Here is a 14869-nt window from a genome sequence, read left to right on the forward strand (position 1 = left end):
ATTATGAGAAGATTATTCATGTTGCCGGTCCTCTGGTTGGGAATGGCATTGCAAACATCAGCGCAGGAAACAGTTTACAGCCGCGCGCCCTTACGCCAGAATCCTTACCAGGAGCTGCCGCTCGGCGCCATCAGGCCGCAGGGATGGTTAAAGGAAATGTTGCTGAGACAGAAAAGTGGGGCGACCGGTAACCTGGACAAGCTCTACCCGCTGGTGATGAACGAAAGGAACGGATGGCTCGGCGGGGATGGGGACCAGTGGGAGCGCGGTCCATACTGGATCGACGGATTGCTGCCGCTGGCTTATATCCTGGACGACAAGGAGCTGATCGCCAAAACCAAACCCTGGGTAGAATGGGCGATCAACAGCCAGCAGCCGGACGGCTACTTCGGTCCATCGAAAGATTATGGGCCGGAACCCGGTGTGCAGCGGGATCATAGCCATGACTGGTGGCCGAAGATGGTGATGCTGAAAGTATTGAAGCAATACTATTCGGCGACGAACGATCAGCGGGTGATCAAGCTGATGACCAACTATTTCCGCTATCAGCTGAAAGAACTGCCCGATAAACCGCTCGATCACTGGAGCTTCTGGGCGAGATACCGCGGCGGCGATAACCTGATGGTGGTGTACTGGCTGTACAACATCACCGGCGACAAATTCCTCCTGGAACTGGGCGAGCTCATTCATCGGCAAACCTTTGATTATACCAATGCATTTCTTGACAGGGAGATGCTGTCCACCAAGGCAAGCATTCACTGCGTGAACCTGGCGCAGGGCATCAAGGAACCGCTGATTTATTACCAGCGCCATCCCGAGCAGCAATACCTGGACGCAGTGAAGACCGGCTTTGCGGACATCCGCAAATTCAACGGCATGGCGCACGGCCTTTACGGCGGTGATGAAGCGCTGCATGGCAACAATCCCACACAGGGATCGGAGTTGTGCTCGGCGGTGGAAATGATGTTCTCGCTGGAAAGCATGCTGGAGATCACCGGCAATGTGGGCTTTGCGGACCATTTGGAGAAGATCGCCTTCAACGCGCTGCCCGCGCAGGTGTCGGATGATTTCATGACCCGGCAGTATTTTCAGCAGGCCAACCAGGTGATGGCTACCCGCAAGATGCGCAATTTTGAAGTCAACCACGATGGCACGGACCTATGCTTCGGCCTGCTTTCCGGTTATCCCTGCTGCACAGCCAACATGCACCAGGGCTGGCCCAAGTTCACGCAAAACCTCTGGTATGCTACGGCAGACAAAGGACTGGCCGCGCTGGTGTATTCCCCCTGCGACGTGAAAACCAAAGTGGCCGATGGTGTTGATGTAGCTTTCAAAGAAGAAACCACTTATCCGTTCGGAGAGCAGATCAGATTCACGCTAACGACCTCCGCAAAAGAAGTGACCTTCCCTTTCCATTTGAGAATACCCGAATGGTGCAATGGCGCTTCGATCCGTATCAACGGCCAGCACTGGAACAACGCGGAAGGCGGTGAGATCGTAAAGATCGCGCGCGCATGGAAGTCCGGCGATATTGTGGAACTGTCCTTGCCCATGCACATCTATACGAACAGGTGGCATGAAAACTCCACATCGGTAGAACGCGGTCCGATCACGTATGCGTTGAAGATCGGGGAGGAAAGAAAGCTGGTGAAGAATGATAAAGACCCGATAGATTACGGCAAGAGCTATTACGAAGTAAGGCCCACCACGCCCTGGAACTATGGTTTGATCCGCACTGAGAGGGACAAGCTGGCGGAGCAGTACATCGTGCAGAAGAAAGACACGCTGAACAAATTCCCCTGGAACCTGCAAAATGCGCCGGTGGAGATCAAAACAAAAGCCCGGCGCATCCCGTCATGGCAATTGTATAATGAAATGGCGGGGCCGCTGCCATTCAGCATCACTTACCGGTTTGAATCGGCTCAGGAAGAAGAAGAGATCACGCTCGTGCCGTATGGTTGCACGAACCTGCGGATATCACAGTTTCCGGTTGTGAATAAATGATAATGTTGTAAACGGCAAGTACGTGTAGGGATATACGTACTTGCTATTTTCTGCGAAAACTGCAAAACAGGAAATTCTGCATAGTGCCAAAAGGTGTTGTATGATCTTCCGTGATGCATTTCAGTTTGCTGAAAGCGCCGCTCAGGCTGGAAGCAAGCTCTTCTTCAGAATACCGTCTGATAGTCAATCCGCTGCATTTTTCCGGGCCGCTATGTGAAAAGGTGCCGATCGACATATAACCTTTGACTTTCGAAGCCGCTATATCGATGTACTTATTTATTTGTTCCGGCGTGGTCAGAAAGTGAAAAGTGGCTCTGTCGTGCCAGATGTCGTATTCCCCCGGCGCATCGAATTGTGTGATATCGCTTTCTATCCATGTAACGCGGGTTGCTCTTTCCCCTAACCGCGTTTTGGCTTTATCGAGCGCGGCAGCCGATATATCCAGCACGGTAATGTTTTCATACCCCTCATCCAGCAGGAAATCCACCAGTTTACTGTCCCCGCCCCCGATGTCGATGATGCGCGCGGATTTGTCCATGCCAAAGCTATGGATCAGGTCGAGGGAAGTTTGCGGCTTCTCCTGCGTCCAGCTTACTTCAGCGGGACTCTTTTGCTGGTAGACGTTCTCCCAGTGTTTTTTATTTTCAGGATGCATATAGGCAAATGTACCCAACTTCGCTAAAAGACTCACCATATACAGCGTAATATCCGCTTACTCACGATATATCGTGAAATGTCCTCCATCCGGTAATGATTAATTGATTGATCTTCAATTGACTACTCCTGTGGCATAAGGGTTGCAAATCCTACTGCGCAAAATGAAAACATAACGCATGCACATAGGAAAATCATACAGGCTTTCTGATTTTCTCTTCTGGACGAGAAGGAAGATCTACACGTTGATCATACTGGGCACCGTGCCCGTAGTGCTCTACCAGCTTTTCGATATCAAATGGCTGGTGGTGCCGTGGACGTTCGTGTCGCTGTTAGGTACGGCCACCGCTTTTATCGTGGGGTTCAAGAACACACAAACGTACAACCGCACCCGTGATGCGCAGATCGTATGGACCAGCATCAGCAACAGCAGCAGGGCCTGGGGCATTGTATGCCGCGATTACTTCAGGGATGCGGAGCTGACCCGCACGCTGATCTACCGCCACCTGGCATGGCTGACGGCCCTGCGTTACCAGATGCGGGAGCATCGTGTATGGGAAACAGCGGATGCGCGCTATAATGCCGAATACCGGCGGTATTTCAACATCCCCGAGCGGCAAAACGCCTTTGAAGACGAGATGCTCCAATACATCCCGAAAGAGGAACTCGACCATATCGCAGGCGCCCGCAACAAAGCAGGGCAGCTGCTGGCGCTGCAAAGCCGGACGGCCAAAGCCATTTATGACAGCGAAACGATCGTAGCCACCCAGTTTGTAGATATGCAGCGGACACTCAATACCTTCTTCAGCCTGCAGGGCCAGTGCGAATCGCTCAAAGACACCCCTTATCCCCGGCAATATTCCATCATCAATACCATTTTTATGCGCATGTTCTGCCTGCTGCTGCCGTTTGGCATGCTGCGGGAGTTCGACAAACTGAATGAAGGGGTAACGGGGTGGATGAGCGGGCATATGATCTGGCTGGTCATTCCCTTCAGCGCGATCATATCCTGGATGTACTCGTCTTTGGTGCAGGTGGGGGAAAGCACGGAGAACCCGTTTGAAGGAAGCGCCAACGATGTGCCCATCTCGCAGATCTGCCGGGCGATAGAGATCGATCTCCGTGAAATGATCGGCGAAAAAGAACTGCCGCCACCCATCGCGCCGCAGAACGATATCCTCGTCTGAAAAAAAAATCCGGGAATTTGTCCAATCCGGGAAAAACGATTGTCATTACTGTATACAACAAATCAAAAAAGAATAAAAATGGAACAAAGACTTAACTTTCAGGAAAAAGGGCCCGGCGCCCTCAAAGGGCTTTTTCAAATCGGCGCCTATCTCAGGAAATCCCCGATAGAGGAGTCACTACGTACGCTGGTAGAGTTCCGGGTATCGCAGATCAACGGCTGCGCTTATTGCCTGGATATGCATTCGAAAGACGCCCGCCTGCATGGCGAAACCGAGCAGCGGCTGTACGGTCTGAGCGCCTGGCGGGAAACGCCGTTTTATACCGACCGGGAAAGGGCCGCGCTGGCATGGGCCGAAGCGGTGACCGCCTGTCACGTACCGGATGAAACCTACAAACGGGTGAAAGAACATTTCACCGATGAGGAACTGGTAGACCTGACGCTGGCCGTTTCCAACATCAACACTTGGAACCGTTTCAACATCGCGTTTTCGAATCCTGCGGTTGTAGGCACCTACCAGCCCGGCCAGTTTGGCTGAGCATAGCCGGAAGCATGTTAGAAAAACCATGATATATGAATGATTTCTTATTAGTATTTCGGAGAGATTACAAAACGAAGGAGATTCAACCGTCACCGGAGCAACTGCAGGCGCATTTGAGCCGGTGGCGGGAATGGTTTGACGATCTGAAGGCGCGGGACGTGCTGGCAAGGCCATTGCAGCCCTGGGAGAGCACGGGAAAGGTACTGAAGAACGACAAGACGGTAACAGACGGTCCCTATGCGGAGATCAAGGAGTCCATCGGAGGCTTTATTGTGGTCAGAGCCGGGAGCTATGACGAAGCGGTGGAAATTGCGAAGGGTTCGCCCGTCTTTGAGCTGGGCGGAACGGTGGAAGTGCGGATGGCGCTCGGATAACACGGTTGCGGCGGCAAATAGGAATGCCTTTCTTATTTTTGCAGCAAGCATTTTTGTTGCCGCATGGAGGGAAATGAACTATTACCGCATTTATTCAGAACGGAATATCAGAAGATGGTGTCGGTGCTAAGCTCGCTTTTTGGCATCGAACATATAGAACTGGCCGAAGATATCGTGAGCGATACTTTTCTGACGGCTACCGAATCGTGGAGCGCGAAAGGTGTGCCGGAGAACCCGGTTGCATGGTTATATGTAGTGGCAAAGAACAAAACAAAGAACTGGCTGAAAAGAGATACTTTTTTTCAACAGAAATTGCTGACGGACCTCCGGCGCAATATCCCGGAAGGTGAAGAGATAGCAATCGATCTTTCCGACCGGAATATTACGGACAGCCAGCTGGCGATGATGTTTACGGTATGCCATCCTTCCATTCCCGCTGAATCACAGGTGGCGCTTGCCCTGAACCTGCTTTGCGGATTTGGCGTGCAGGAGATCGCGGACGCTTACCTGACCAACAAAACGGTGATCTATAAACGGCTGAGCAGGGCAAAGGAAAAGCTGAAGGAAGCGGAGATAAAGATCCGGCAGCCGACATTTTCCGAAATAAACGACCGGCTCGAAACAGTGCTGAAAACATTGTACCTCCTGTTTTCCGAAGGCTATTACTCCATCTCTCATAATACCGTGCTGCGGAAGGAACTGTGCGTGGAAGCGATGCGGCTCAGCTATCTGCTGGTGGAGCAACCGCATACCAATCAGCCGGCCGTCAATGCATTGCTGGCTTTAATGTGCTTCCATTCTTCCCGCTTCGACGCGCGTGTGAACGATACCGGCGAAATGGTGCTGTACCATGAGCAGGATGAAACGCGCTGGAACCGGGAGCTGATAGAAAGAGGCGAGTATTACCTCAACCAGGCCGCCGCCAGTCCCGTGCTAACGCGGTATCACCTCGAAGCCGCCATTGCGTACTGGCATACGCATAAAGAAGATTCCGGCGAGAAATGGAATAATATACTGGACCTGTATAACCAGCTGCTGGTGCTGGAATATTCACCGATCGCCGCGCTGAACCGTACTTTCGCGCTTGCCAAAGCAAGAAGCAAACAGGAGGCGATCATGGAAGCCGAAAAGCTGCAGCTGACTGATAATTACTTCTATTACTCCCTGCTGGGTAATCTTTATACGGATATAGACGATCAAAAAGCCGTACAGCATTATGAAACGGCGTTGAAGCAGGCAAGCACCCCGGCGGATATCGCCTTGCTGGAAAAGAACATAGAACAGATAAAGCACAAAATGCGCCATTAAGCATTGACATTATCAGGCAAAATTTTCGCTGATCCCAACGGACCGGCATGTCATTCTGTTGCCTAAAAATTATTTTCATCATGCAAAGTTTCAAACAATTCTTCCGTTCATCCCTGGGCAGAAAGCTGATAATGTCCGCCACCGGGCTCTTCCTTTGCCTCTTCCTGATCGTGCACCTGGGCGGCAATCTCACGCTGTTCGCGGGCGATGAAGGGTACACGTTTAATATTTACGCACATTTCATGACGAACTTTCCGCCGGTGGAGATCATCGGTTATGTGCTTTACATTTCCATCCTGGTGCATGCTGTGTACGCGCTGGTGCTCACGCTGAAAAACCGCCGCGCCCGCCCGGTGAAATATGCGGCGCCGCCCCAAAGCCCCGCCCGCTGGGCTTCCCTGAATATGGGGTTGCTGGGCAGCATTATTTTCCTGTTCCTGGTGATCCATATGAGCAACTTCTGGGGCCGCTACAAGTTTACCGAAGGAACGTACCGCGAATACCGGAAAGACCTGCTGACGGGGGAGCTGACCTCTTCCGTGTACGTACCGGCTTCGCCGGACTTTGAATACGCCGTAACGATGGAGCAGCATATTGAAGTTGTGCGGGTAAAAGACCTGTATGCGATCGTTACGGAGAGCTTCAGCATGCTTTGGTATGTATTGCTTTACCTGTTTGCGATGGTGGCGGTTTCCTATCACCTGTACCACGGTTTTCAAAGCGCTTTCCAGACAGCGGGACTGACCCACCGGAAGTACACGCCTGCCATACAATTCATCGGCGTCTGGTTTTTCGCGGTGCTGATCCCGCTAACGTTTGCATCGATGCCGATTGTTTTTTATATCAAAAGTCTTTTATAAAGAAAAGCCGCTGCCATATACTGCAGCGGCTTTTTTCTGTTGCGCCCGTTCATGCCACGGGTACGGCCATACGCACTTCAACAATAGCGCCGTACTGAATGATGGGGCAGCCTTTCGCTATCTCCACCGCATCGTCATAATCCTTTGCCCTGATCAGGAAAAGCCCGCCGATAGACGTTTTGCCTTCCGCATAAGGACCGTTGTACACCTGCTCTTTCTTCTTTTCAGATCTGATGACCCGGCCGTCAACGTCCCAGCGTTTGGGCGGCGCCACCAGCCTGTTTTGCGCGGCGATCCCCGCTACCCAGTCCTGGTACGGCTTCAGCGCTTCTTTCATCTGTTCGGGCGTGGGCGCGGGATTGTCGCTGGTCAGGTCCCGGTGGATCACTAAAAGGAATTCCTGCATGTTGCTGTTTTTAAAATGAATACTGAAATGCTATGCTTTCACAGGCCGGCTGGCGAACCATGTTTCAAAGCCGATCTGGCCGATGCGGGCATTGGGGCCGGGAACGAGGGACTGGTCGTTGAGCTGCGCGCCGAAATACCGGGCGGAAGCATCGGAAACCACTTTGCGCGGGTCGTTCATTTCAGTTAAGTAACGCGCCGCCAGGGCGGAAAGACTTGCTTTCTCCGGTCCCGCGATCTCTACAGTGCTATTGACCGGCGCAGCTGTCGCAACATCCGCCACGGCAGCAGCAACATCGTCTGATGCAATCGGCTGGATCGGCGCTGGCGACAGATGAATGGTTTCTTCTTTGGCCGCTGACGCTACGATGCCGCCCAGGAACTCGAAGAACTGCGTGGAGTGAACGATCGTGTAAGGGATGCCTGATTGCTTGATCAGGGCTTCCTGTGCGGCTTTCGCGCGGAAGTATCCGCTTTCCTGCAAGCGGTAGGTGCCTACTACAGACAAGGCCACATGATGTTTAACGCCGGCCCTGGCTTCCGCGGCCAGCAGGTTGCGGCCGGAGGTCTGGAAAAATTCCAGCACGGCCTTGTCCTCAAAAGAAGGGGAGTTCGCCACGTCTATCACTACGTCAGCGCCGGTCAGTACTTCGGCCAGCCCTTCGCCGGTAATGGTGTTCACGCCGGATGCGGGAGAGGCCGCTATCACTTCATGCCCCTGCAGGCGGAGCTTTTCTACTGTTTTGGAGCCGATAAGGCCGGTGCCGCCAATGACTACGATTTTCATGGTTTGATCATTTAATGATGATGGTAAAATTGTTTTCGCGTATAGCTTTGCAAGCGCAGTGCCATTGGGGTAATGGTTTGGGGGTCAATTATTTATACTGATGATGCGGTTTTTTATTTCACGGTATTAAGCGCATTGCGCCGCATTTCACGAAATATAGCGGGTTGTTCATGGCGGGGCATAAAAAAAGGCCGGAAACTCCGGCCTTTCCTGCGGTCATTTTATATAGTAATCCGCTTTTGCGATCTTCAGTTTCCTCATTTTGGAATGCAGGGTAGTACCGGGTATCTCGAGTATTTCCGCGGCCCCTCCGGTGCCGGAGATCTTGCCGCCGCACCGCTTCAGTACGTCGATGATATAAGTCCGCTCGATTTGTTCCAGCGCTCTGGCGGAAGGCGGCTGCGGCTGCCCGTTTTCTTCCTGCCGGCGTCCGGGCAGATGCACTTCTTGCAGTATATCGCCGTCGCTGAGCAGGATGCCTCTTTCGATCTGGTGTTCCAGCTCCCGCACATTCCCCGGCCAGTCGTAACCCTTTAACTGTTTCAATACTTTCGCGGAAATGCCGGTGACCTTTTTGCCGATGTTCTTGTTGAATTTGGCGATGAACGCATTGGCGAGGGGCTCGATGTCTTCCAGGCGTTCCCGTAGCGGCGGCAGCTGAATGGGGAACACGTTCAGGCGGTAATAGAGATCAGACCGGAAGCGCCCTGCCTGCACTTCCGCTTCCAGGTTACGGTTGGTGGCTGCAATGATGCGCACGTCTATCCTGATGGTATTTTTTCCGCCGATCCTTTCCAGTTCCCGTTCCTGCAGTACGCGCAATAGTTTCACCTGCAGCTCCGGCGGCATTTCGCCGATCTCGTCCAGGAACAGCGTGCTGTGATTGGCCAGCTCGAATTTCCCGATCCGCCGGTCTATTGCGCCGGTGAAAGCGCCTTTTTCGTGGCCGAACAATTCGCTTTCGATCAGGTGCGTGGGTAAAGCGGCGCAGTTCACTTTTACCATCAGCTTGTTCCTGCGGCGTGAAGCATTGTGTATGGCGCGCGCGATCAGCTCCTTTCCGGTGCCTGTTTCACCCAGCAGCAGTACGGTGGAGGCGGATTCCGCTACCTGCGTCATCAGGCGGTAGACCTTCTGCATTTGCATGCCGTTGCCCACGATCTCTGAAAAATTATAGATCGTTTTGATCTGCTCGCGCAGATAATCGTTTTCATGCTCCAGCTTCTGTTTATATGCCAGTATCTTTTCATTTGCCTGTATATTGGAAATGGCGATGGATATCTGCGCGCAGATGCCTTTCAGGATAGTGAGGTTCACCTCGTCCGTCAGCAGCCAGAGTGTTCCGATATTGCTGTTGCCCACGCGCAGCGGAGCCCCGAAGGCATTCTTCATTCCTACATTCTTCCAGAACTGCACCACCGGGCTGTCGCTGCCGCGTGCTATTTCTTCCGCGATATGGAAGATCACCAGTCCATCACTTTTCAGTACTCTTGCCGTCAGTTCTTCGTTCGTATCTATATTCCGGGCAGCCAGCGCCCGGAACATATCTTTTTCTTTTCCCCACACGCTTTCGTCGTACATATATGGGCTGAGCGTAACGCCGTCATCCTCTATGATGCGGATCATCACGAGTTTGATGTTCAGGACGTTCTGGAGAACGTTGGAGATGGCCCGTTGCAGATCGTCTTTTGACCGCAGGGCGGCGATATCGCGGCTGAAGTCAAGCAGGAAGGACTGTTCCCTTTCGCGGCGCAGTATTTCCTCGTTGGCAATGATGTTGTACATGGCAATGGAGATCTGGGCGCAGATGCCTTGCAGCAGGGGCATGTTGATCTCTTCGAGGTTCAGCCAGAGGATGCCCAGCGTTACGTCGCCGGTGCGGAGAGCGGTGCCTATAACGGTTTTGAATCCCGCCTTTTTCCAGAGTTGCAGGTAGCGTGCCTTGTTGCCGCGGCTGATCTCCGTGTTCACGCTGAAGAACAGGGGAATTTCGCTGTTCAGCACCCGGTTCTGCAACCCGTCGTCAACCGGCAGCCTGGCCGTGATCATTTCCTGTACCAGTTCTTCATCGCCTGTTGAAATACTTTCGTCATAAATATAGGTGGTGGATGTAAGCTGGTCTTCGTTGAGCTTGCGGATCACATAACCGTTGAGCGAGCTTAGCTTTTTTAAACTTTTGCGTACGGCCTCCGCCAGATCGGCTTTGCTTCTTACCGCCGCGATGTCGCTGCTGAAATCGAGCAGGAAAGACTTTTCATTTTCCCGTTTGATGATCTCCTCGTTCGCGGAAATATTGCTGACAGCGGCGAACAACTGGCTGGAAATGCGGTTGACGATGTTGACCGCCTCTGTTCCGAAACTGCCTTTGGCGGCGGAGAACAGCATCAGGCTGTATTTCGAGGAGCCGTTACCGCCGAGTATCTTCACGATCATTTCCCGCGCGCCCGCTTCATAATGCAGCCTGAACCAGAGCGGGGTATTTTCCAGCTCGAAAGTGGTCATGTCAAACACCAGCGGCTTGTAATACAGTGATGCGATGTCGTAAATGCCGTCTTCCGCCGGAGTGGACATGCGCAGCACATCCCCCGAATCCGTTAGTTCTTTCAGCTGTGCTTCCGCATCGATCAGGTATGCTTTATAATATTCTTCCCGTTCATCCATCACCGTGATCATGCTGCCTGAAAACGGCACCACGTCTTTCAGGCCGGAGTTGATGACCTTCAGCAGGTCCTGCCGGTTTCTCACCTTTACGATGTCGTTGCTTAGCGACAGGAGCACTGCGTTGATCCATTCACCGTGGCGCATCGCTTCGTTCTTCCGGATGTTGGCGACGGCGCTTGAAACCTGCGGCGCGATGCCGGTGATGATGCGCATAAATTCATCCGTGAAGCCGGCGGGATCTTTCGTGTAGGTATGCAGGAAGCCGATGATCTGGTCCTTGTCTTTTAAAGGCGTCATCAGGATGACGCGGATGCCCGCTTCGTAGTTGACTTTCAGGAACACCGGGCTGCCGGGAGCGTCCATGATGTCCGTCATATTGAAAGTGGTAGGTTCGCCGTTGGTCAACACCTGCTGAATGAAAGGTTCATGCAGCGGAAACCGTGCGGTTACCAGCGAGGGGTATAGCTCGTGGCCCTGAATGGGAGAGGAGTCGGGGTCGAGCAGGAAGGGAGTGTAGCTTTGTGCGTCGTCATTGATGAGCGTAACAATGGCGTGCGAAAAGGGAAACATCTCCCTGATCTTTAATGAAAATAAGGTAATGAGGTCTGTTTTTTCTCTCACTTTGGTAAGCTCGTTGCCCAGCTCCAGGAGGATCCTGCGTTCGGTTTCCAGCGAGGGGGTGCGGCTTTTCGTTGTTTTCATGGTTGCTTGACAGATTGAGGTGGCAGATACGATATAACAATCGAAAACATGTATCTGGACAAAATTTACCGATTATTTATTGTATTTCCGAATTGCTGCTGGAAATCAATCTGTTGCCATTAAAAGCGGCTGTTCATGTTTATTTATATCTCAAATTGAAAAGCTTAATGCATAGCGGTATCAGCCCTATTGAGATAGCAATGTATATTCCCACTCTTACATAATTTAACGTCTGCCACAGTGATGCCCTGCTCAGCAGGTTCTCCCCCGCACCCGGCGTTTCCGCTGCTTTCTGAAAGTCGATGATATTGGGTGCGAAGTAAGCAAGCGTCCACGCCCTTACCGCAAAATGTATGGCAAATAAAATTAACAGTCCGTTCCTGATGGGCGCCAGTTTCCAGCAGAAAACGATGGCAAGGATAAATGTAAGTTCGTGTATGGAATGAAGTACGATCCAGAAGGTTTTCAGGCTTGTGCCGTTCTTGTCGGCTAACAGGCTGAAGGATTCGGGGGGCGATACGGTCCATTTGGGCACCAATACGGCCGTTTCAAAAATTTGCGCGCCATTCATCAGGAAGTATATCAGGGTGGTTATAAAAAGCCATATCTCGGCTTTTGCGAGGTACTCTCTTGTAATATTTTCCATGTTCATGATTATCGTTATTTAATTGTTCTGTTATCTCCTTCATTACACCCACGGCTGCGGTGAAGTACCGTTCAATGGTGTCTACCTCGCTGTCGCTAAAGGTAGAGATCAGCTGCTCCGTTCTTTTTTGCAGTTCTGAAAACAGCGGTTCCAGCAGCTTCATGCTGTTTTGAAGATTGGGGACGATGATCACCTTGCGTCTGTCGTCTTTCGCAAATGTTCGTTTTACCAGCTTTTTCTTTTCAAGCCGGTCGATCAGCCCTGTCACCGCTCCTGTGGTGAGCCCTGTCACCTGGCTGATCTCACCGGCGGTCATTTCGCCATGCCGGATAATGAATCCCAGGAATTTGTGATCTGTTCCTGATAGCCCCGCCCGCCTTGCAATAGCTTCATGCATCAATATTGATGTGTCTGAATATTGGCGGCTGGCGGCGCGAAAGCGGTTGATCCTTTCCTTGTCTTTCATCTATATTATCTTATTTGATAAATATCTTAGTTGCAAAGATAAATATAAAAACGTATGCTGAAGCAAAAAATTCCGGATTTTGGGATGGCTGGTCTGTTTGGCTAGATGTCGGCAGCCATGGCGGGATCGCTGATGCTGTGCCTGCCGGTTTCCACTCTGCCCGCAAAGCGGTGCAGGTATCCGTTTGTGGTGGTAATGGTGAAGTCGTACCAGTTTCCGCTGCCGGCCAGGTCCCAGCTCTTTTTTGTTTTGTTTCCGGGTGCTATTTCGATGGAAGCTTCCTCTGCGTGATCATATGCATTGGAGGATATTTTCAGGCGTAACGCACTGCTGCCGGCATTTTCCAGCGATACGGATATGCGGCCTTTTTCATGATCGTAATCTATCTGAGCCACAGGCGCATCCAGATGGATGTTGCCGGCGAATCGCTGAAAATATCCATTCGGGCCGTAGACTTCCAGATCGTATTCCCCTCCGGCGGCCAGCATCCATTCATCGTCCAGGGATTTGCCGGATTCTACGGTGTATCGTTTGGGAATATCATCCAGATGATGAAGGTCATACACATGATATACCGCTCCGGCCGTGCCTTTATTGTCAAAAGTCAGCCTGACCTTGTTTTCGTTTTTCAACGCCTGGAAATGGCAATGCAGGCGGTAGGGCAATGCGCGTGAAAATCTTGTGCCTTTCTCCTGGTAGAGCGATGAAGGTGTTGTTGGCGCAACGGCTTTCGGCAGGCGCTTTGATGCTTCATCCCGCGCGGCATGGTCTGACGTATCCGGCAGCCGGGGGAATTTCGGATCGTTCGGTGTGATAAAATCGAATGCGGATGTAAGATCGCTGCACACGGCGCGGTGCCAGGGGCTGATAGCCGGTATTTCCACGCCGAAACGTTTTTCGATAAATTGTCCTACGGACGTATGATCGGCGACTTCCGAGTTGACCCAGCCGCCTTTGCTCCAGGGAGAGAGAATATACATCGGCACGCGCGGCCCCAGGCCCCAGGGACGGAGGTTACCGGATATCACATCGCGTTTGTCGATATAATTATGATCGCCCTTGCTGTTGTCAAAATACATGCCCGCCAAATTCACGGTAGATTTACCGGCCAGTGTGTTATCCAGGTTGAAAGAAGGCACTGCGGGCGCGGGGAGGTGATCAAAGAACCCGTCATTCTCATCGAACGTCAGAAAGAAAACGGTTTTGCTCCAGACCTCCGGGTTTGATGTAATGGCTTCCAGCACCGCATGCGTGAAATCCGCTCCCCGGTATGGGCTGGACGGCGCACCGGGATGTTCGGAATCCTTTTGCGAGGGGAGTACCCAGCTTACCTGCGGCAGCGTGCCCTTCATCACATCATTTTTCAGATTTTCAAGCGTCCAGTGACGCATGCCGTTCTCATAAATTGATGAGCCGGGTTTTGCTTCCCGGAAGCTTTCGAATGCCAGGCAGCCGTGCATGGCGCCCGTCCAGTTGTCATTCGGGTTCTGATAAATGCGCCAGCTGATGCCTGCTTTGTCCAGCACATCAGGAATGGTGGGCCATTTGAAGGCATTGCCTTTATACTTATACCCCGGTTCGGGTAACGCGCCGGTGATCCAGCAACGGAGGTTAACAGGCTCCGAGTCCTCGTCCGTACAATTAATGCCGGCGGCACGTTTTTCCGGATCAAAATTGGCGCCGGACCAGAACATGATCCTGTTGGGGTCGGTGCCTGTGGCGATGGAGCAGTGGTAGGCATCACATATCGTAAACGATTCCGCCATGGCATACTGAAAAGGGATTTCTTCGCGGGTGTAGTAAGCCATGGAGTAAGGGGTTTTGAACAAGGGCCAGAAGCCGTATTTCCCCTGGTTCCAGGCGGCCTGCATGTCGGAAAAATTATGGGGCGTGCCGGTGACCAGCGCTGCGTTGGAGGTTTTACCATGCGCCCGGTAGGGGGGAACGATCTGCTGTCCATCGGACTGATGAAAGGCCCGCTGGCCGCTTTTTAACGGAACAGGGAACCTGTCGCCAAACCCCCGTACGCCTTTCATCGTACCAAAGTAATGATCAAACGAACGGTTTTCCTGCATCAGGATAACGATATGCTCCACATCTTTGATGGAACGGGTGGCGTTGTGCGCCTGTACGGCCAGTGCTTTTTTCAGCAATGGTCCCCAGAGGGCTGTGGCAATGCCTGCTCCGGCCGTCATGGTAATGAATTTCCGCCTGTGTAGCCTTGTCATGTTTGCTGGATTCTGCCTTTAAAGTTAATACATGACGTGATATTTCC

General features: G+C 52.2%; 13 protein-coding genes. 6 read left to right on the top strand and 7 right to left on the bottom strand.

Annotated features, from left to right (window positions below; genetic code table 11):
- Positions 1-3: 3 nt before the first annotated feature.
- A complete protein-coding gene (locus tag CCY01nite_RS15035; protein ID WP_146863224.1) occupies positions 4-2004 on the top strand; it encodes a beta-L-arabinofuranosidase domain-containing protein in 2001 nt (666 codons plus the stop codon).
- A 43-nt stretch (positions 2005-2047) separates the two neighbouring features.
- On the opposite strand, the gene CCY01nite_RS15040 is transcribed toward CCY01nite_RS15035, so the two are convergent.
- The gene (locus CCY01nite_RS15040; protein ID WP_146863227.1) at positions 2048-2659 is read right to left on the bottom strand and encodes a class I SAM-dependent methyltransferase; all 612 of its coding nucleotides are present in this window, start codon (positions 2657-2659) and stop codon (positions 2048-2050) included.
- A gap of 178 nt (positions 2660-2837) precedes the next feature.
- Here CCY01nite_RS15040 and CCY01nite_RS15045 point away from each other — a divergent pair, with 178 nt between their 5' ends.
- The 5 genes from CCY01nite_RS15045 (at position 2838) to CCY01nite_RS15065 (ending at position 6927) form a co-directional block, all read left to right on the top strand.
- Positions 2838-3845 (top strand): bestrophin family protein, encoded by a 1008-nt coding sequence (locus CCY01nite_RS15045; RefSeq protein ID WP_146863230.1) that lies wholly within the window; start codon positions 2838-2840, stop codon positions 3843-3845.
- 78 nt (positions 3846-3923) lie between these two features.
- On the top strand, positions 3924-4382 hold the full coding sequence (locus tag CCY01nite_RS15050) for a carboxymuconolactone decarboxylase family protein (RefSeq protein ID WP_146863233.1): 459 nt from the start codon (positions 3924-3926) through the stop codon (positions 4380-4382).
- 35 nt (positions 4383-4417) lie between these two features.
- Positions 4418-4759, top strand: coding sequence for a YciI family protein (locus CCY01nite_RS15055; protein WP_146863236.1), 342 nt, complete (start codon positions 4418-4420; stop codon positions 4757-4759).
- Between the two features lie 63 nt (positions 4760-4822).
- Positions 4823-6067, top strand: coding sequence for an RNA polymerase sigma factor (locus tag CCY01nite_RS15060; RefSeq protein WP_146863239.1), 1245 nt, complete (start codon positions 4823-4825; stop codon positions 6065-6067).
- 80 nt (positions 6068-6147) lie between these two features.
- Positions 6148-6927: a succinate dehydrogenase cytochrome b subunit gene (locus CCY01nite_RS15065; RefSeq protein WP_146863242.1), complete on the top strand. Its 780-nt coding sequence runs from the start codon at positions 6148-6150 to the stop codon at positions 6925-6927.
- A 49-nt stretch (positions 6928-6976) separates the two neighbouring features.
- Here the strand turns inward: CCY01nite_RS15065 and CCY01nite_RS15070 are convergent, their stop codons facing one another.
- From CCY01nite_RS15070 to CCY01nite_RS15095, 6 genes are all read right to left on the bottom strand, one after another.
- The gene (locus tag CCY01nite_RS15070; RefSeq protein ID WP_146863244.1) at positions 6977-7333 is read right to left on the bottom strand and encodes a YciI family protein; all 357 of its coding nucleotides are present in this window, start codon (positions 7331-7333) and stop codon (positions 6977-6979) included.
- 30 nt (positions 7334-7363) lie between these two features.
- The gene (locus tag CCY01nite_RS15075; RefSeq protein ID WP_146863247.1) at positions 7364-8119 is read right to left on the bottom strand and encodes an SDR family oxidoreductase; all 756 of its coding nucleotides are present in this window, start codon (positions 8117-8119) and stop codon (positions 7364-7366) included.
- Positions 8120-8335: 216 nt separating this feature from the next.
- Entirely contained in the window at positions 8336-11482 is a 3147-nt protein-coding gene (locus tag CCY01nite_RS15080) for a sigma 54-interacting transcriptional regulator (RefSeq protein ID WP_146863250.1), read from the bottom strand.
- 139 nt (positions 11483-11621) lie between these two features.
- The gene (locus tag CCY01nite_RS15085; RefSeq protein ID WP_246129944.1) at positions 11622-12053 is read right to left on the bottom strand and encodes a transposase; all 432 of its coding nucleotides are present in this window, start codon (positions 12051-12053) and stop codon (positions 11622-11624) included.
- A complete protein-coding gene (locus CCY01nite_RS15090; protein ID WP_146863256.1) occupies positions 12031-12594 on the bottom strand; it encodes a MarR family winged helix-turn-helix transcriptional regulator in 564 nt (187 codons plus the stop codon). The genes CCY01nite_RS15085 and CCY01nite_RS15090 overlap by 23 nt, the downstream gene beginning before the upstream one ends.
- A gap of 101 nt (positions 12595-12695) precedes the next feature.
- Positions 12696-14822 (bottom strand): phosphocholine-specific phospholipase C, encoded by a 2127-nt coding sequence (locus tag CCY01nite_RS15095; RefSeq protein ID WP_146863259.1) that lies wholly within the window; start codon positions 14820-14822, stop codon positions 12696-12698.
- Positions 14823-14869: the final 47 nt, after the last annotated feature.

The sequence above is a fragment of the Chitinophaga cymbidii genome (assembly GCF_007992715.1).
Classification (GTDB): domain Bacteria; phylum Bacteroidota; class Bacteroidia; order Chitinophagales; family Chitinophagaceae; genus Chitinophaga; species Chitinophaga cymbidii.